We start from the raw sequence: 17754 nt of genomic DNA on the forward strand, positions 1-17754 counted from the left end.
TGATCGAGGTGGGTGGCGACGCCGGCCGCCACCCACCTGCCGGCCTCGGGGGCACCGGCCCGGCCTCGGGGGCACCGGCCCGGCCTCGGGGGCACCGGCCCGGCCTCGGGGCACCGGCCCGGGCGCGGGACCACCCGCCCGGGCGCGGGGCTCACGACCGCAGCAGCAGCTCCTCCGCCCGCTCCACCGCCCGTACCAGGGACTGCGGTTCGGGAGTGAGGCCGGTGACGAGGGCGTCGGTGTCACGCAGACCGGCCCGGGCGAGCAGCGTCTTCTCGTTGGTGACCCACTCGCCGCGCGCCGCGAGCACCGCGTGCGCGGACTGAGCCGTGGCGACGGCGAGCGCGCCCGCGACCTCGGTGAGCCGGCCGTGCGGGGCGTGGTTGCCCTTCGCGTACATGAGGGTGAGCCGCGCCTGGTCCCGCCACACCGCCGGGGCGGCCGCCTTGAGCGCCTCCGGGTAGGCGGGGCTGGGGAGTTGCCCGCGCAGCACCCGGTTGACGCCCAGCTCGGCGACGACCAGGTACGAGGGGATGCCGGCCAGGTGGAACATCAGCGGCTCCCAGTGGAACCGACCCTGCTCGGCCTCGGCCAACTCGTGCTCGACTACGTCCAGGTCGCGGTAGTGCACGTCGACGCGGCGGCCCTCCACGGTGAGCCAGGCGCCGCCGTTGAACACGCCGCCGCCCCAGCCGCCCAGTTCGGAGGCCTCGCCCTCCCAGCCGAACTCGCGTGCCGCGCGCCGGAGTTGTTCCGGTTCGAAGGCGCCCCGGTAGTACACGGCGAGGTCCCAGTCGCTCTCCGTCGTGTGCGTGCCCTGGGCGCGGGATCCGCCGAGCGTGACGGCTTCGACGGCGGGCAGCGCGGCCAGGCGGTCCGCGAGCCGGTCGAGGAAGGCGTCGTCGTCGGGGCTGCCGGTCTGCGTGGTGGGGGTGTGATCCATGGTGGCTCCAACGTACCGACGTACGACGGCGGTCCGCTCGGAATATTCCGTGGCGCGGAACCGGTCTCGGGCTGCATCCTGGCCACATGAGTCAACATGACCAGAAGGCGACGACGACGATCGCCTCCGCCCCTTCCCGCCGCATCCGCGCGCTGCACACCGCCGACACCGTCACCGTCTACCAGGCCTACTCCCCCGCGCTCGGCCTGCCCGCCGCCCGCGACGGCCGCTTCCCCACCGCGTGGAAGCGGGACCGGATGACCTGGATCAAGCCGTCCTTCCTGTGGATGATGTACCGCTGCGGCTGGGCCACGAAGGACGGCCAGGAGACCGTGCTCGCCGTCGAGATCAGCCGCAGCGGCTTCGAATGGGCCCTGCGGAACGCGTGCCTCTCCCACTACGAGCGGGGCCTGCACGCCGACCGCCAGGCATGGCGCGAACAGCTCCGGACCGCGCCGGCGCGCGTGCAGTGGGACCCCGAGCGCGACGTCCACCTCGCGCCCCTGCCCCACCGCTCGCTCCAACTCGGCCTCGCGGGCGAGGCGTCCAGGCGGTACGCGGACGAGTGGACGGTCTCCATCACCGATGTCACGCCCACGGCCCGGGAGATCCACGCGCTGGTGCGGTCGGGCCGACTGGACGCCGCACGGGCGCTGTTGCCGGACGAGCGGGAGTACCCGACGGCGCCGGGAGCGCTGGCGCATCTGGGCGCGTAGGGCCGCAGTGGACGACGGGACGCCGCACCGCGCGGGACGGCGAGGGTGGGCGGTGTGCCGCGCAGGACGGCGAGGGTGGGCGCGGTGTGCCGGGTAGGGCGACCGGCAGGCGCGGCTACGGCACCGCGAGGACGATCTTCCCCCGGGTCCGCCCCTCCTGGCTGAGGCGCCATGCCTGCGCGGCGTCCTCCAGGGGCAGCGCCTGGTCGACGTGCACCTTCAGCTTCCCGGCGTCGGCCAGCTCCGCGAGCGAGGCGAGGCCCTCCGCGTCCGGGCGCACCCACACCATGTGGCCCCCGGCGGCGAGGACGTCGCCGTCGGCGATGGACGCGAGGCGCGCGGAGCCGGGGCCGCCGGTCGGCGGGATGCGCAGCAGCGGAACGGACGCCGCGGCCACGCCGCCGCCCACGAAGTCGAGCACCGCGTCCACGCCCTCGGGCGCCACCTTCCGTACGCGCTCCACCAGCCCGTCCCCGTACGTCACCGGCTCCGCGCCCAGCTCCCGCAGGAAGTCGTGGTTCCGCTCGCTGGCCGTGCCGATCACGCGGGCGCCCGCCGCGGCCGCGATCTGCACGCCGAGCGATCCGACACCGCCGGCCGCCGCGTGGATCAGGACCGTGTCGCCGGCGCGCACCTCGACCCGCTGCAGCGCCTGCAGGGCGGTGAGCCCGGCGAGGGGGACGCCCGCGGCCTGCTCCCAGTCGAGCGCGGCGGGCTTCTTCGCGAGCATCCGGACACTGGCCGAGACCAGCTCCGCGTACGCGCCGTTCTGCGCCCAGTCCTTGCGGACGTACCCGTACACCTCGTCGCCGACGGCGAACTCCGTCGCGTCGAGACCGGTGCGCTCCACGACGCCCGCGACGTCCCAGCCGGGGATCATCGGGAAGCGCGTCTCCATGATCGGGTCGAGGCCGCCCGCCGCGAGCTTCCAGTCCACCGGGTTGACCCCGGCGGCGCGGACCCGGATCAGGACCTCGCCGGGCGCCACCTTGGGTTCCGCGAGGTCGGCCACGCGGAGGTCGTCGGGGGATCCGTAGCTGTCAAGTGCGATTGCCTTCATGTTCGGCGCAACTCCCCTGCGGTACACGGCATTCCCGCGAAATTCGGGTGCGAGGGGCGGTCCCTCCCGTACATGATCCGGTGGGCGGTCCCCGCCGGCATGTCGACACGGCTCCAGGAGGCACCACCGTGATCAGGCGCAACGTCGTCCCCTCGCTCTTCACCCCGCCCCGGTACACGCATGCCTCCGTCGTCGAGGCCGGCACCCGGCTCGCGTTCCTCGCGGGCTCGGTGCCGCTGGACGCGGACGGCGAGCTGGTCGGCCCCGGGGACCATGTCGCGCAGGCCCGGCAGGTGCTCGCCAACCTGGAGGAGCAGCTCAAGGCGGTCGGCAGCGACCTCTCCCTGGTGGCGTACACGGATGTGTACGTGGTCGCGGACGAGCCGGGTCCGCTCTCCGCCGTCTGGGAGGTGGTGGAGAAGTCCGGCCTCGCCACCGGCGCCTCGGGCCCGCACTCCTCCACCCTGATCGGCGTCCCCACGCTGGGCTACACGGGTCAGCTCGTCGAGATCACGGCCACGGCGGTCGTCCCGGACTGAGCGCGGCTGACCGAGCCCGGGGCTCACTCCGGCCGTACGCCCCGCATCCGCCCGTACGCGTACACGCATCCGGCGAGCGCCAGGTCGGACAGCAGCATGAAGCCGATCGAGTACGAGTCCTTGGCGCTGTAGATCGCGCCCATCACCAGCGGCGGCACGAACCCGCCGAGGCCGCCGACCGCGCCGACGATGCCGGTGACCGAGCCGACCTGCGGCTGCGGCGTGACCTGCGCGACCATCGCGAACACGCTGCCGCTCGCCGCGCCGAGCCCGGCGGCCATGCCGAGCAGACAGATCGTGCCCATCGGCACGAGCGACGGGTCGAAGGCCTGCGCGATCGCGAGCAGCGCCACGAGGACGAGCGCGCCCGCCGTCACCACCGCCGGGTGGACGCGGTCCGACAGCCAGCCACCGATCGGCCGGAACACGACGGTGACCAGGGCGAACCCGGCCGCCCTGGTGCCCGCGTCGGTGGGCGACAGCTCGTACCAGGTCTTCAGGTACGTCGGCAGGTACACGCCGAAGGCGACGACGCCGCCGAAGCCGATCGCGTACAGCGCCGACAGCTCCCACGTCACCCGCAGCCGCCCGGCCGAGCCGAGGCGGGTGGAGAGCGGGGCGGTGGGGACGGGCCGGTCGGGGCGGTCGGTGATCAGCAGCGCGCCGAGCACCGCGAACACGGCGAGGGCCGCGGCCACGACAAGGAACGGCAGGTTCTCCCCGTGCTTCGCGATCCGCGGCGTGAAGTAGCCGGAGAGCGCGACGCCGCCCATGCCCATGCCGAAGACGCCGATCGCGAAGCCTCTTCTGGCGGGCGGGAACCAGGAGTTGACCAGCGGCACCCCGATCGCGAAGGTCGTGCCGCCGAGCCCCAGCAGAAAGCCGACGCCCAGCATCGCGGCGTACGAGTCGCGGGCGGGGATCAGCAGCAGCACCGGCACGATCGTGAACGCCGTGACCAGCGGGAACATCAGCCGGGCCCCGTAGCGGTCGGTGAGCGCGCCGACCGGGACCCGGCCGAGCGAGCCGACGATCACGGGGACGGCGACGAGCAGCGACTGCTGGAACGAGCTGAGCCCGAGGTGGTCCTTGTACGCGCCGCCGAGCGGCGAGATCAGGTTCCAGGCCCAGAAGGTGAGGGTGAAGCCGACGGTGGCCGCGATCAGATTCCGGTACGCGGCGGCGCCGGGACCGGTGGTGGCGGTGGCTACGGCGCGGGGGGTGTCAACGGTGTCGCTCACCCCGCCCAACCTAGGCTCGACGTCCCTTTTGCGCAGTTTGGGGGCGTTCTTGGGGTTGCTCGGGGTGTACGGGCAGTCCGGCCGTCGTCGCCGCGTTCCGGAGGATCTCGCGGAGCATCGCGGGCGTGAGCCGTCCGGTGAAGGTGTTGCGCTGGCTGACGTGGAAGCAGCCGTACACGTCGAGCGGCCCGTGCGCTCCGCGCAGCGTCGTACGGGCGCCGTGCCCGAAGGCCGGCCGCGGTCGCGGCACCTCCCAGCCCGCGGCGGCGAACGCGGGCAGCGCCGACTGCCAGCCGAACGCGCCGAGCACGACCGCCGCGCGCAGCGTGGGCGCGAGCAGCCCCAGCTCGCCGACCAGCCAGGGCCGGCAGTCGTCCCGCTCCTGCGGCGTCGGCTTGTTGGCGGGCGGTGCGCAGTGCACGGGCGAGGTGATCCGCACACCGTCCAGGGCGAGCCCGTCGTCGGCGGCGGTGGCGGTGGGCCGGGAGGCGAGGCCGATGTCGTACAGGGCCTGGTAGAGCACGTCGCCGGAGCGGTCGCCGGTGAACATCCGGCCGGTGCGGTTGGCGCCGTGCGCGGCGGGGGCGAGGCCGACGATCAGGAGCGCCGCGTCCGCGGGCCCGAAGCCGGGCACGGGCCGGCCCCAGTACGTCTCGTCGGCGAACGCGGCGCGTTTCGTCCGGGCGACCTCCTCCCGCCAGGCGACGAGCCGGGGGCAGCGGCGGCAGTGCGTGAGGTCCCGGTCGAGGGCCCCCAGGTCGGGGTACGGCGGGCCGGCGGAGCCGTGGGGGCCGGCGGAGCCGTGGGGGCGGTCGGCGTGGGCGCCGCTCGCGTGGGGGTCGCTCACCACTCCACCCGCACCCCATCGCGGAAGAACCCGCCGGTCGGGCCGCCGCCGGGCAGGGTCGCGGCCCAGACGACGCCGGCCGCGCCGTCCGCGACGGGCCGCCCGCCCGGTCCACCCATGTCCGTCTCCACCCAGCCGGGGCACACCGAGTTGACCAGGATGCCGTCGGCCCGCAGCTCGGCGGCGAGCATCCGCGTCAGGGCGTTGAGGGCGACCTTCGTCGTCGCGTACGCGGGGGTGCCCGCGCCCATGTCGGCCAGCGAGGCCGCGCCGCTCGACACGTTCACCACGCGCCCGTGCGGGCTCGCCCGCAGCAGCGGCAGCAGCACCTGCGTGAGCCGCCACGGCCCGTACAGGTTGGTCTCGGCGGCCTCCCGCACCACGTCCAGATCGGCGTCGACGGCGTACTGCCAGGTGTCGTACGCGATGGCCGCGTTGTTGACCAGCACGTCCAGGCGGCCGAAGCGCTCCTCGACCTGGCGGACGATCCGCAGCCGGTCGTGCTCGGAGGTCACGTCGAGCTGCGCGGGCACGACGCCCTGCCCGATCTCCGCCGCGGCGGCCTCGGCGTCCGCCAGGGACCGCGCGGTGAGCAGCACGACATGCCCGAGCCCGGCCAACTGCCGGCACACCTCACGACCGATCCCACGATTCCCCCCGGTCACCAGGACCACGGGCCCGCCGAATCCCTGCACGTCCGACATGCCACCACGGTACGTACGGGCTGCCGGGAAATCACATGGGAAGGGGCGGGACGGCCCAGGGGCGGGCACGGGCAGTGAGCACTCGGGAGCCGCCGCCGGAGACCGCACGCCCCGAGCCCGATCGCGATCCGGGAATCTCGGCGGCGCCGAGGCGGGCCGCGGAGCTACAGTGCGGGCATGAGCTCGCAGTCCGATCAGCCCGGCCAGAAGGACCGTTCCGCCCCGCGTGAGGGGGTGCCGTCGCAGGACGGCGGCACGGTGCGGGTCGACAGCTGGATCTGGTCGGTGCGCCTGATCAAGACCCGCTCGGCCGCCGCCACCGCCTGCCGGGCCGGGCACGTCCGGGTCAACGGCGACCGCGTCAAGCCCGCCCACGCGGTGAAGGCGGGCGACGAGGTGCGGTTGCGGTACGCGGGCCGGGACCGGGTGGTCGTCGTGAAGCGGGTCATCCGCAAGCGCGTCGGCGCCCCGGTCGCCGTGGAGTGCTACGTGGACAACAGCCCGCCGCCCCCGCCCCGCGAGGCCGTCGCCCCCGCGGGCGTCCGCGACCGGGGCACGGGCCGTCCGACCAAGCGGGACCGCAGGGAGATGGAGCGCTTGCGGGCACTCAACTCGCGGTTGTAGATCCAGCCCGTCCGGGGGCACCTCCCGGCCGAAGGTTGGGGGAGTTCGAGGACGAGCCGCAGGCCGATGAGAGCGGGGGCCTGGGGCGCAGCCCCGGTACCGAACCCCGGACACCCCGCACGCGCCGCAAACGACCTCAACTCATCCGCGCCGCCGCCGACTTGATCGCCTCCCGGATCCGGAAGTACGTACCGCACCGGCAGACGTTCTCGATCGCGTCGATCTCCTCGTCCGTCGGGTTCTTGGTCCGCTTCAGGAGGGCGACGGCCGCCATGATCTGGCCCGGCTGGCAGTAGCCGCACTGCGCGACGTCCTGCTCCATCCACGCCTCCTGCACGGGATGCAGCTGGTCCCCGTCGGCGAGCCCCTCGATCGTGGTGACCTCACGGCCGGCCGCCTCGGAGACCGGCACGGCGCACGGGTTGACCGCCTCGCCGTCGAGATGGCTCGTGCAGGCCTTGCAGACGTCGATGCCGCAGCCGTACTTGGGTCCGCGGATGCCGAGCAGATCGCGCAGCACCCACAGCAGCGGCAGGTCGTCGGGGGCGTCGACGGTGACCTGCTCGCCGTTCACGGTGAAGGTTTGTGCGGGCAAGAGAGAACTCCTCAGCAGAAACGCAGGATGCCGCCGCTCAGCGCGGGAACGGCTCGAAGTCGACGTCGAAGTGGATGGGGAAGCTGCGCACCCGCGTGCCGGTCGCCCGCGCGTAGGCGTTGCCGATCGCCGCGGTCGCCGCGGGCACGCCGAGCTCGCCCACACCGCCGGGCTCGGCGTCGGACTCGACGACGTGGACGGTGACGTCCGGCGGGGAGTCCTTCTGCCGCGCGTAGTGGAACTGCGAGTAACTGCCCTCCAGCGGAAGGCCCTTGTCGAAGTGCAGCCCGGCGCGCAGGGCCGTCGAGATGCCGTCGGTGAGCCCGCCCAGCATCTGCGCCTCGACGCCGCGCGGGTTGACCGCCCGGCCCACGTCGACCGCGATCACGGCACGCGTCACGCGCGGCGCCTTCGGGGCGCGGGCGTCCAGCTCGACGAGGCAGGCCACCCGCGACTTGTACTCCTCGTGGAAGCCGACGCCCTGCGCGACGCCCTCCGGCAGCTCCCGGCCCCAGTCCGCGGTGGCCGTGTCGAGCACCTTGCGCTGCGCCTCGGTCTTGAGCCGCGTACGCCGGAATTCCACCGGGTCCACGCCCAGCTTCTCGGCCACCTCGTCGAGGAACATCTCCTCGGCGGCCCGCGCGGTGCCCGAGTACACGCTGCGCCACGACCCGGTGTGCAGCTTCAGCGGGACCTCCGTCAACGTCTGCGCGGTGGCCCCCAGGTCGTACGGCGAGCGCATCGACAGGCGGAACATGGTCTGCGCGAACGTCTCGTTCCCGGCGGGGAGTTCGGTGAGTCCCGCGGTGAGCGCGTCGCCGATGCCGTGGCCCGTGTCGGTCTCGACGGACGCCGTGCGGTGCTGCAGGGACAGCGGCTTGTCCCGGGTGTGGGTGACGCGCAGCTTGTGGTGCGTGGGCGGCCGCATCCGCCCGTGCCGCATGTCGTCGATCCGCGACCACATCAGACGCACGGGCTTCCCGCACGCCTTGGACACCTGGGCCGCCTCGACGGCCGCGTCGTAGAAGAGCCGCCGCCCGAACGAGCCGCCGGCCTGCACCACATGGAAGTCCACGCGGGACGCGGGCAGCCCGATCGCCTCGGCGACGGCGGAGCGCGCGGCGATCGGGGACTGCGCGGCCGTCCACACCGTGGCCCGGTCGGCCCGCACGTCCGCGACCGCGCTGTTGGTCTCCAGCGGCGCGTGGCTGACCGGCGCGAAGTCGTACTCGGCGTCGATGTGCTGCACCAGCAGCGGCGGCAGGAAGCCAGGGGCGGCCTTGCGGAGCTTGGCCTTGATGTCCTCGTGGGACAGCTCGTCCACGGTGCCGGGGCCCCAGTCGACGCGCAGCGCCTCCTTGCCGGCGAGGGCCTGCCCGAAGGTCTCGGCGACGACGGCCACGCCGGTGGGGATCTCCACGACGTCGAGCACGCCGGGCAGGGCGCGTACGTCGGCGGCGTTGTGGACCTCGGCCACGGTGCCGTTGACGGTGGGCGGCCTGCGCACCATCGCGGGCTTGGCGCCCGGCACGTCCAGGTCGAGCGCGAACTCCTTCTGCCCGGTGACGATCGCGCGGGCGTCGATCCGCCCGGTGGGCCGGCCGACGACGCTCTGGTCGGCGGCGTCCTTGAGCGTGACGTCGGGCGCCTCGGCGGTACGCGGGGCGGCCGCGCCCTTGGCGAGCGCGCCGTAGCCGAGGCTGCGGCCGTCGGGGGCGTGCACGGCGCCGTCGCGAGCGGTGAGGTCGGCGGCGTCGACGTCCCACTGGCGGGCGGCGGTCGCGATCAGGCGGGCGCGGGCGGCGGCGGCCGCGGTGCGCACGGGGCGGTGCAGGGCGCGGATCGAGTTGGAGCTGCCGGTGAGCTGGTTGAAGAGCAACTCGGGCCGCGCGTCGTCGAGTCGGACGTCGATCCGGTCGAGCGGCAGGTCCAACTCGTCGGCTATCAGCATCGCCACGGCCGTCGTCAGGCCCTGCCCCACCTCCGCTCGGGGCAGCCCGAAGCGGGCGCTGCCGTCCTCCTGGAGCTCCAGGGTGAGCAGGTGCGAGGTGGGGGCGGCGGCGAGGATCAGCACGTCGCCCAGGTCGGGCAGCACGTCCGGCAGCGCGGCGGGCGCGGTGGCGGGCGCCTCCGGGCCGGCCGCGGCGGCCTGCTCGGGCGCCCAGGCGTCGGCCCCGACGCGGACGGCGACCGTCAGGGTGGGGGCGGCGACCAGGTACGCGAGCAGCTTGCGCCGGCCGACTCCGTCGCCCGCGGAGTTCTCGGCCACGGCAGGGGGCTCCAACTGGGGTCTCCAAAGGGTCGTCGCAGCGCCAAGCTGCTTGATGGGTCTACGCGTTGACGTCCCGTCAACAACGCCTGGACGATGCTTGGCTACCACAACCGGCCCGCCCCGGCTACACCCTACCGAGCACCCGGCGCACGACCTTCACGAGCAGCGACCGCACACGACGAGCACCGCTCGCCCCAAGGCCACAGGGCTCCCCGCCCCTCACCGCACGGCCGCAGGGGCGGCGGCCCTCCTCCCCCTCACCGCACCGGCCGCGCCAGCACCCACGTCCCGTCCTCCGTCAGGTACCGCTCCACGGCGAGCCCGGCCCGCGCGAGGTGCTCCTCGAACTCGGCCACGCTCAGGACCCGCGCCCGGAACGTCTGCGTCCAGGTGACGTCCGGCCATATGTACTGCGCTTCCACGGAGTTGACCCCGTCCCCGACCGGCGTCGACGACACGATCCGGACCGTGTACCCGGCGGGGTCGACGCGCTCTCTCGGCAGGGCCGTGTGGTAGTCGGCGCCCTCGCGCTGGATCAGCACGCAGCCGTCGTCCTTCACATGGCTCCGGCACGCGCCCAGGATGCCGTTCCGTACGGCGGGGTCGGCGGCGTGCACCAGGAACGAGGCGAGCAGCACGACGTCGAACCGCTCGCCGAGCCCTCCCCCGTCGAGCGCCTCGATCGGACTGCGCACCGTCCGGGCCACGCCGGGCAGGCCCTCGACGTGCGCCAGCATCTCCGCCGACTCGTCGACGGCGGTCACCGTGAAGCCTCTGCCGGTCAGCGGGCGCGTCAACCGCCCGGCCCCGCAGCCCAGTTCGAGCAGGCTCCCGCCCTGCGGAACCGCGCCCGCCACGATGTCCGGTTCGACCCCCGCCTTCAGGCGTGCGTACAACTCGACCGCGCAGCCGTCGGGTGTGATCGCCCCCGGCCCCGTGCCCGAGTATCCCTCTCGGATCACTTCGCTCATGCCGGTCCAACGGGCGGCGCTCGTACGGGAGTTCCCCGCATCCGCGAGCGTCACCCGATCGTGGCACGGCCCCGTGCTCACCCGCGAGGACGAAGACGGAACGCGGAACGGCCCCGCACCGGGAGGGCGCGGGGCCGTTCGCGAGGAAGGAGTTCCGAGCTCAGCTCGCCTGCGCCTTCTCGTACAGGTTCTTGGCGTCGTCCCCGAAGTAGGGGCCGAACATGTACCCCGGCAGGAAGTTGTAGCCGAAGGAGTTCACCGAGGTCTGGAGGCCGGTTCCGGTGGACTCGTTGAAGTCCTGGAACCAGGGGCCGCCGCTGGAGCCGCCGGTCATGTCGCAGGACAGACCGTGGTCGTCGGAGAGCAGGAAGTCCTGGAAGGAGTTCCCGCTGCAGTGGATGAGCTTGGACCCGTCGTACGGGTCGGCGGCCGGGTAGCCGAAGGCGTACATCTTCTTGTTGTAGCCGCTGTTGAAGGCCACGCCCTGGGCGCCGACGACGTCCGTGAGCCGCTTGCCGTCGAGCGGGTTCACGACCGCCGCGCCGACGTCGTAGTTGATGTCCTCGCTCGCGGTCCACTGCGGCGTGGACATGGTCTTGGCGGCCGTCCACTTGCCGTGCGGCGCCTGGCCGTCCTTGTAGCCGGGGACGAACACCCAGTTGGTGTGCCAGGCGCCGTCCATCTTCACGCAGTGCCCTGCGGTCAGGACGGTCGACTTGTTCGCGCTGGTCACGGCGTTGCCGGAGCAGGAGGCCTGGCGGCCCTGGTACGTGAAGAAGACCCGGCCCGTGGTGCTGGTGACCTTGCCGCCGCCGGTCCAGGGCCCGCCCTGCTCGGGGAAGGCCTCGGCGCCGGGCAGACCGGTCCCCGGCACGAGCTTCTCCACGCCCTCCTTGACCTTGGTCAGGTCGCCGGGGTTCACCGGCAGCAGGTCGAGCGGCTCGGCGGAGCGCATCCGCTCGGCCGTCCAGAAGTCCTCCGCCGAGGGGGCGGTCGAGGCGGAGGCAGATCCGGTCTGCAGGAGCAGTCCGGCCACCAGGGCGCCGGCCGCTGCGACCGCGCTCATGGCCCTGTGGGGTATTCGAAGGCTGCGTCGTCTCACGCTGCGTACTCCTTCGTTCGGGAGGTGGGAGTGCAGGGGGCAGCGTGCCACGAATTCGACACTGTGTCAGGGGCGCGTCAACACAAGCTGGTTACGGATCGGCCTGAGCCCGATTTCCGTCGGGGATTCCGCAGGAGGATCCTGGAAGAAGCAGGAAGAAACGCCTGGGCGGGGCGTGGAGATCCGCCCGGCGGGAGGTGCCTTCGATGCGCACGGGCAGTGAACCGATGACTGCGCGCAGTCCCCTCCGCATGCGCTTCTGGCTCGGCGTGTGGGGCCTGATCTGGACGACGGCGGGCACCGCGGCCTTCGCCGTGGCGGGCCGCCCCGGCTGGGCCGCGGCCTGCGGGGTGCTGTGGCTGATCGTCACGGTCGACCTGGTCCTGGTCCTGCGCCACATCCGCCAGGGCCCGCACTTCCAGCCGGGCCGGGACGTTCCCCCGTACGAACCGGACCACGGCGACAACCGGCCGGGGCGCGACCGCCCGCGCGGCTAGCCGTCGAAGCGGGCCGCCGCCAGGTACTCCGGCTGCGGGTCGAGGGCCGCGGCGAGGCGGAAGTGGCGGCGGGCCTGGCCGGGCCGGTTGGCGCGTTCGTAGGTGCGGGCCAGGGCGAAGTGGGCGAAGGCGTTGTCCGGCTCGCGCTCCAGGACGATGGAGAACTCCAGCTCGGCGGCGCGGAGTTGGGCCGACGCGAAGAAGGCGCGGGCGCGAAGGAGCCGGGCGGCGGTGTTCTCCGGGTGCGCGGCGATGACCTCGTCGAGCAGCTTCACGGCACCCCGCGGATCGCGCGCGGCGAGGAGCTGCTCGGCCGCGCGGAAGTCGATGACATGCGTCTCGGGGTTACGCCCGGCACCGCCGCGACCACCGCCGGTGTCGCCGGATCCGCTGCTGCTACGACCGATGCTTTCGGGCACGACTGAGTCCTTCCCTCACTGCTCGGTTTCAACGCGCCCTGCACCAGCGCTATTCCACCGAACCCGCACCCCCGTATCGCCACGGGCGCCCCCTACAGGGCTCGCACCACCAGCACCACACCGAGCACCACCAGCGCGGCACCGGCGACCATGAACGCCTGGTCGACGCGTACGCGCCGCCGGTCGAGGAGCACGATCTCGCGCGGGTCGTCCGCGTCGTACGCGATGCGGAGTTCGCTGCCCGGCCGCAGCGGTCGGCGCCGGGTGCGGCGGACCGGGGAGGCGATCTCCACGACCCTGCCGTCCGCCGTCCCGAACTGCACCAGCGGCCGGTCCGAGCCCGGCTGCGGCGGCTTGACCAGCGCGTCCGCCGCCTGCGCCGACGCCTCCATGCGCCGGGTCCTGCGCAGCCCGTAGCCGCCGGCGAGGAGCGCGACGAGACCGCCGAGCGCGGTCAGCACCGCGAGTACGAGCATCGGCGGGCCCTCAGGCGTCGCCCGCGGCTGCGCGCCGCGCGAGGTCCTCCCAGACGCTGCGTACCTGCGGTTCGAGCGCTTCCAGGGGCCCGTCGTTGTCGATCACGATGTCGGCGATCTCCAGGCGCTTCTCGCGGGTGGCCTGGGCGGCCATCCGCGCGCGGGCGTCCTCCTCGGACATGCCGCGCAGCCGTACGAGCCGGTCGAGCTGGGTCTCGGGGGACGCGTCGACGACGATCACCAGGTCGTACAGCGGGGCAAGGCCGTTCTCGGTGAGCAGCGGTACGTCGTGCACGACGACGGAGTCCGCGCCGGCCGCGGCCTCCAGTTCGGCCGAGCGGGCGCCGACCAGCGGGTGCACGATGCCGTTGAGCACGGCGAGCCGCTCCGGGTCGGCGAAGACGACGGAGCCGAGGCGCGGCCGGTCGAGGCTGCCGTCGGCGGCGAGGATCTCGGGCCCGAAGGCCTCAACCACCGCCCGCAGCCCCGGAGTTCCCGGTTCCACGACTTCGCGCGCGATCCGGTCGGCGTCGATCAGGACCGCCCCGTACGAGGCGAGCAGGCGGGAGACCTCGCTCTTGCCCGCGCCGATTCCGCCGGTCAAACCCACTTTCAGCATGCCCGGCAGCTTAGGGCCTCGCTTCACTCTCCGCTGCCCGCCCCCTCGGGATCTTCACGCGGGGCTCAGAGGTCGCCTTCGCGCTCCGCGAGGAACCGTGCGAATTCCCGGCCGATCTCGTCGGCGGACGGGATCTCGACCGGTTCGGCGAGCATGTTCCCGCGCGTCTCCGCTCCGGCCGCCGCGTCGTACTGGTGCTCAAGTCCCTGGACCATGGAGACCAGTTCCTCGTCGCCCTCCTGGATCTGGCGGTCGATCTCGTTCTGGGTGCGGTGCGCCTCGGTGCGCAGCGCGTGCGCGGCGGCGGGCAGTACCAGACCGGTGGCCGAGGTGACCGCTTCCAGGGCGGTGAGCGCCGCGTCCGGGTAGGCGGAGCGGGCGATGTAGTGCGGGACGTGCGCGGCGACGCCGAGGACGTCGTGCCCGGCCTGCATCAGGCGGTACTCGACAAGCGCCTCCGCGCTCCCCGGCACCTGCGCCTCGTCGAAGGGCGAGGTGTGGCCGGGGACGAGTTCGCTGCGGTTGCCGTGCGGGGTGAGGCCGACGGGCCTGGTGTGCGGCACGCCCATGGGGATGCCGTGGAAGTTGACGGACAGGCGCACGCCGAGCCGCTCGACGATCTGCTTGACGGCGGCCGCGAACCGCTCCCACTCGACGTCCGGCTCGGGCCCGGACAGCAGTAGGAACGGCGCGCCGGTGGCGTCCTGCAGCATGCGGACCTCGAGCGCCGGGACCTCGTAGTCGGTCCAGCGGTCGCGCTCGAAGGTGAGCAGGGGGCGGCGGGCGCGGTAGTCGATGAGCCGGTCGTGGTCGAAGCGGGCGACGACCTGGCCGGGGAGCGTGTCGATGAGCTTCTCGACGATCTGGTCGCCGGTCTCGCCGGCGTCGATGTACCCGTCGAAGTGGTAGAGCATGACGAGTCCCGCCGACTCCTGGGCCAACGCCATGTCGACGACCGCCAGGCCCTTCGGCTCCCACCTGTACAAACCCTCGGGTTCAACCACAGTGACCGCTCCTCCTCGTGTTCGTACTCCAGAACACGTGACGCGGCACAAGCATTCCCAACCCCCGGCCCCACGACGCCGTTTCCTGCACCACGCGCGCGTACTACGCCAACTCGTCTGGTCCAGACCTTGACGGGGACATGCCCCGCCTCTACGTTCCCGGAGCAGCCTCACGTTCACACACAGGCCCCGCATTCATATAGGAGAACCCCCCATGCGTACGCGTACTCTCCTCGTCTCCCTCGCCGTCCTGACCGCGACCGCCGCCGTGCCTGCCGTCGCCGCCTCCGCCGCCGCGGGTCCGGCCCCGGACGCGGTCATCGACGTGTCCACCTCGGCCGAGCTGAAGTCCGCCCTGTCGGCCGCCCGCGCCGGCGACACGATCCGCCTGGCCGACGGCACGTACAGCGGGAACTTCAAGGCCTCGACGGCGGCCCGCCCCGACGCGCGCATCACGCTCACCGGCTCCGGGAACGCGGTCCTGAAGGCGGGCGGCGGGTACGGCCTGCACCTCGACGGAGCGGCGTACTGGACCGTGCACGGCGTGACCGTCACCGGTGGCCAGAAGGGCATCATGATCGACGCGGCCCGAGGTGTGGTCGTCGACTCGGTGACGGTGCACGGCCTGGACATGGAGGGCGTGCACTTCCGCAAGTCGTCGAGCGACGGCGTGATCAAGAACTCCCGCATCCACGACACCGGCAACGACGGCCGCGGCATGGGCGAGGGTGTGTACGTGGGCAGCGCCAACACCCTCGACGACAAGAGCGACCGGGTGCGCATCACCGGCAACACCATCGGCCCGGACGTGGGCGGCGAGAGCGTCGACATCAAGGAGGGCACGACGGGCGCCCAGATCGTCGGCAACACCTTCGACGGCAGGGGCCTGACGGGCGCGAACTACGACGACTCATGGGTCGACGTGAAGGGCAACGACGTCCTGGTGGCGGACAACCGGGGCCGGAACACCACGAACAACGGCTACGAGACCCACACCCAGAAGCCCGGCTGGGGCTGCGGCACGGTCTTCCGCGACAACGCCTCCGACCTGACCGGCGCCTCCGGCGACAAACAACTCGCGATCAACGTGACCAACCAGAGCGACGCCTGCCGCACGACGGTCTACGCGAGCAACACGGTCACGGGAGGCAAGGGCCTGACGAACATAGAGGTCACGCCTTGACGAAGGGGGGCATCACCTAGGGGCGCGGGGACCTGCGCGACCAGCCACGACGAAACCGGCACCCGCACAAAGAAGGCACCCCACGGCGAGTGGGCGAAAAGGCAAGTGGGCCCGCACCAGAAGGTGCGGGCCCACTTGTTCAACTACCTGCTAGCGCAGAGCGATTCAGCTCTGACCGCCGGCCAGCTTCTCGCGCAGAGCGGCGAGCGCCTCGTCCGACGCCAGGGCGCCGGAGTTGTCGTCCGACTCCGAGGAGTACGAACCGCCACCGGCGTTGACCGGAGCGGCAGCAGCGGCCTCGCCACCCTCGGCCGCCGCCTGGGCGTCGGCCTCGCGGGACTTGATGACCTGGGCCTGGTGCTGCTCGAAGCGCTGCTGCGCCTCGGCGTACTGGGTCTCCCAGGCCTCGCGCTGCGCCTCGTAGCCCTCGAGCCAGTCGTTGGTCTCGGGGTCGAAGCCCTCGGGGTAGATGTAGTTGCCCTGGTCGTCGTAGGACGCGGCCATGCCGTACAGGGTCGGGTCGAACTCGACGGCCGACGGGTCGGCGCCGAAGGCCTCGTTGGCCTGCTTCAGCGAGAGGCTGATGCGACGACGCTCGAGGTCGATGTCGATGACCTTGACGAAGATCTCGTCGTTGACCTGGACGACCTGCTCCGGGATCTCCACGTGGCGCTCGGCCAGCTCGGAGATGTGGACCAGACCCTCGATGCCCTCGTCCACGCGGACGAACGCACCGAACGGAACCAGCTTCGTGACCTTGCCGGGCACGACCTGGCCGATCTGGTGGGTGCGGGCGAACTGCTGCCACGGGTCTTCCTGCGTCGCCTTGAGCGACAGGGAGACACGCTCGCGGTCCATGTCCACGTCGAGGACCTCGACGGTGACTTCCTGGCCGACCTCGACAACCTCGGACGGGTGGTCGATGTGCTTCCAGGACAGCTCGGAGACGTGAACCAGACCGTCGACGCCGCCCAGGTCCACGAAGGCACCGAAGTTGACGATCGAGGAGACGACGCCGGAGCGGACCTGGCCCTTCTGCAGGGTGGTGAGGAACGTCTGGCGGACCTCGGACTGGGTCTGCTCGAGCCAGGCACGGCGGGACAGGACCACGTTGTTGCGGTTCTTGTCCAGCTCGATGATCTTCGCCTCGAGCTCCTTGCCCACGTAGGGCTGGAGGTCGCGGACGCGGCGCATCTCGACCAGGGAGGCCGGGAGGAAGCCGCGGAGGCCGATGTCGAGGATGAGACCACCCTTGACGACCTCGATGACGGTACCGGTGACGATGCCGTCCTCTTCCTTGATCTTCTCGATGGTGCCCCAGGCACGCTCGTACTGGGCGCGCTTCTTCGAGAGGATCAGGCGGCCTTCCTTGTCCTCCTTCTGGAGAACCAGGGCCTCGATCTCGTCGCCGACGGCGACGACCTCGTTCGGGTCGACGTCGTGCTTGATCGAGAGCTCGCGGCTCGGGATGACACCTTCGGTCTTGTAACCGATGTCGAGCAGGACCTCGTCCCGGTCGACCTTCACGATGACGCCGTCGACGATGTCGCCGTCGTTGAAGTACTTGATCGTCTCGTCGATCGCGGCGAGGAAGGCTTCCTCGTTACCGATGTCGTTGACCGCAACCTGCGGGGTGGTGGCGGTGGTCTCGGTGCTGCTCGTCATGTGGGAAAGGGCTCCGGTACGGACATTGAAGTCGTAGGTACTGCTACGCCGAGAGCCCATTTCGCCCTGCAGAAGCCAGACAGTTCAGGAGGCGCGGTTTCCCCGGGAAGACTTCCCACCGGGAAAAACGGAATCGCCTCGACAACCGAGGGGACATACAACAGATGCGAGCGCACCCTGCTCTGTCTGAGGAGCGCAGGCCGCCAGCGCAACTTGTAGCATACGGGGGCTGCCGGGCAGGGTCAATGCGCGAAGGCGGGCACCCGGGGCGGATCGC

19 protein-coding genes are annotated in these 17754 nt (G+C 72.4%); 5 read left to right on the top strand and 14 right to left on the bottom strand.

The window, feature by feature from the left end; all coding sequences use genetic code 11:
- Positions 1 to 151: 151 nt before the first annotated feature.
- Positions 152 to 943: a nucleotidyltransferase domain-containing protein gene (locus tag ACIDOF_RS03880; protein WP_409004209.1), complete on the bottom strand. Its 792-nt coding sequence runs from the start codon at positions 941 to 943 to the stop codon at positions 152 to 154.
- An 86-nt stretch (positions 944 to 1029) separates the two neighbouring features.
- On the opposite strand from ACIDOF_RS03880, the gene ACIDOF_RS03885 reads away from it, so the two are divergent.
- Positions 1030 to 1659 carry a DUF4291 domain-containing protein gene (locus tag ACIDOF_RS03885; protein WP_409004210.1) on the top strand — a complete coding sequence of 210 codons (630 nt, stop codon included), beginning with the start codon at positions 1030 to 1032 and terminating at the stop codon, positions 1657 to 1659.
- A 115-nt stretch (positions 1660 to 1774) separates the two neighbouring features.
- On the opposite strand, the gene ACIDOF_RS03890 is transcribed toward ACIDOF_RS03885, so the two are convergent.
- Entirely contained in the window at positions 1775 to 2719 is a 945-nt protein-coding gene (locus tag ACIDOF_RS03890; protein ID WP_409004211.1) for an NADP-dependent oxidoreductase, read from the bottom strand.
- Positions 2720 to 2847: 128 nt separating this feature from the next.
- Between ACIDOF_RS03890 and ACIDOF_RS03895 the strand changes: the two genes are divergently transcribed.
- Positions 2848 to 3258, top strand: a complete 411-nt coding sequence (locus ACIDOF_RS03895) for a RidA family protein (protein WP_409004212.1) — start codon at positions 2848 to 2850, stop codon at positions 3256 to 3258.
- Between the two features lie 23 nt (positions 3259 to 3281).
- Here the strand turns inward: ACIDOF_RS03895 and ACIDOF_RS03900 are convergent, their stop codons facing one another.
- The 3 genes from ACIDOF_RS03900 to ACIDOF_RS03910 form a co-directional block, all read right to left on the bottom strand.
- Positions 3282 to 4499, bottom strand: coding sequence for an MFS transporter (locus ACIDOF_RS03900; protein ID WP_409004213.1), 1218 nt, complete (start codon positions 4497 to 4499; stop codon positions 3282 to 3284).
- Between the two features lie 10 nt (positions 4500 to 4509).
- Positions 4510 to 5256, bottom strand: coding sequence for a uracil-DNA glycosylase (locus ACIDOF_RS03905; protein WP_409004479.1), 747 nt, complete (start codon positions 5254 to 5256; stop codon positions 4510 to 4512).
- An 86-nt stretch (positions 5257 to 5342) separates the two neighbouring features.
- On the bottom strand, positions 5343 to 6050 hold the full coding sequence (locus tag ACIDOF_RS03910) for an SDR family NAD(P)-dependent oxidoreductase (RefSeq protein WP_409004214.1): 708 nt from the start codon (positions 6048 to 6050) through the stop codon (positions 5343 to 5345).
- A 177-nt stretch (positions 6051 to 6227) separates the two neighbouring features.
- Here ACIDOF_RS03910 and ACIDOF_RS03915 point away from each other — a divergent pair, with 177 nt between their 5' ends.
- Positions 6228 to 6674 (top strand): RNA-binding S4 domain-containing protein, encoded by a 447-nt coding sequence (locus ACIDOF_RS03915; RefSeq protein WP_409004215.1) that lies wholly within the window; start codon positions 6228 to 6230, stop codon positions 6672 to 6674.
- 136 nt (positions 6675 to 6810) lie between these two features.
- Here ACIDOF_RS03915 and ACIDOF_RS03920 read toward each other — a convergent pair whose 3' ends face one another.
- The 4 genes from ACIDOF_RS03920 to ACIDOF_RS03935 all read right to left on the bottom strand — a co-directional run bounded on the left by ACIDOF_RS03920 (position 6811) and on the right by ACIDOF_RS03935 (position 11578).
- A complete protein-coding gene (locus ACIDOF_RS03920; protein WP_409004216.1) occupies positions 6811 to 7269 on the bottom strand; it encodes a (2Fe-2S)-binding protein in 459 nt (152 codons plus the stop codon).
- Positions 7270 to 7306: 37 nt separating this feature from the next.
- Positions 7307 to 9538: a molybdopterin cofactor-binding domain-containing protein gene (locus tag ACIDOF_RS03925; protein ID WP_409004217.1), complete on the bottom strand. Its 2232-nt coding sequence runs from the start codon at positions 9536 to 9538 to the stop codon at positions 7307 to 7309.
- 260 nt (positions 9539 to 9798) lie between these two features.
- Positions 9799 to 10512 carry a class I SAM-dependent methyltransferase gene (locus ACIDOF_RS03930; RefSeq protein ID WP_409004218.1) on the bottom strand — a complete coding sequence of 238 codons (714 nt, stop codon included), beginning with the start codon at positions 10510 to 10512 and terminating at the stop codon, positions 9799 to 9801.
- Positions 10513 to 10672: 160 nt separating this feature from the next.
- Positions 10673 to 11578, bottom strand: coding sequence for a trypsin-like serine peptidase (locus ACIDOF_RS03935; protein ID WP_409004219.1), 906 nt, complete (start codon positions 11576 to 11578; stop codon positions 10673 to 10675).
- 242 nt (positions 11579 to 11820) lie between these two features.
- Here ACIDOF_RS03935 and ACIDOF_RS03940 point away from each other — a divergent pair, with 242 nt between their 5' ends.
- Entirely contained in the window at positions 11821 to 12111 is a 291-nt protein-coding gene (locus tag ACIDOF_RS03940; RefSeq protein WP_409004220.1) for a DUF6343 family protein, read from the top strand.
- On the opposite strand, the gene ACIDOF_RS03945 is transcribed toward ACIDOF_RS03940, so the two are convergent.
- From ACIDOF_RS03945 to ACIDOF_RS03960, 4 genes are all read right to left on the bottom strand, one after another.
- Complete coding sequence (locus tag ACIDOF_RS03945; RefSeq protein ID WP_409004480.1) at positions 12108 to 12518, bottom strand: tetratricopeptide repeat protein; 411 nt, start codon at positions 12516 to 12518, stop codon at positions 12108 to 12110. The two genes, ACIDOF_RS03940 and ACIDOF_RS03945, sit on opposite strands and share 4 nt — an antisense overlap.
- A 104-nt stretch (positions 12519 to 12622) precedes the next feature.
- On the bottom strand, positions 12623 to 13006 hold the full coding sequence (locus ACIDOF_RS03950; protein WP_409004221.1) for a DUF3592 domain-containing protein: 384 nt from the start codon (positions 13004 to 13006) through the stop codon (positions 12623 to 12625).
- Positions 13007 to 13016: 10 nt separating this feature from the next.
- Positions 13017 to 13625, bottom strand: coding sequence for a dephospho-CoA kinase (gene coaE / locus ACIDOF_RS03955; RefSeq protein ID WP_409004223.1), 609 nt, complete (start codon positions 13623 to 13625; stop codon positions 13017 to 13019).
- A 65-nt stretch (positions 13626 to 13690) separates the two neighbouring features.
- Positions 13691 to 14629 (bottom strand): PAC2 family protein, encoded by a 939-nt coding sequence (locus ACIDOF_RS03960; protein ID WP_409004224.1) that lies wholly within the window; start codon positions 14627 to 14629, stop codon positions 13691 to 13693.
- Between the two features lie 214 nt (positions 14630 to 14843).
- On the opposite strand from ACIDOF_RS03960, the gene ACIDOF_RS03965 reads away from it, so the two are divergent.
- Entirely contained in the window at positions 14844 to 15812 is a 969-nt protein-coding gene (locus ACIDOF_RS03965; RefSeq protein ID WP_409004225.1) for a right-handed parallel beta-helix repeat-containing protein, read from the top strand.
- A 165-nt stretch (positions 15813 to 15977) separates the two neighbouring features.
- On the opposite strand, the gene rpsA is transcribed toward ACIDOF_RS03965, so the two are convergent.
- Positions 15978 to 17477, bottom strand: a complete 1500-nt coding sequence (gene rpsA / locus ACIDOF_RS03970; RefSeq protein ID WP_409004227.1) for a 30S ribosomal protein S1 — start codon at positions 17475 to 17477, stop codon at positions 15978 to 15980.
- Between the last annotated feature and the right edge of the window lie 277 nt (positions 17478 to 17754).

Source organism: Streptomyces sp. Da 82-17, assembly GCF_046098215.1.
Taxonomy (GTDB): domain Bacteria; phylum Actinomycetota; class Actinomycetes; order Streptomycetales; family Streptomycetaceae; genus Streptomyces.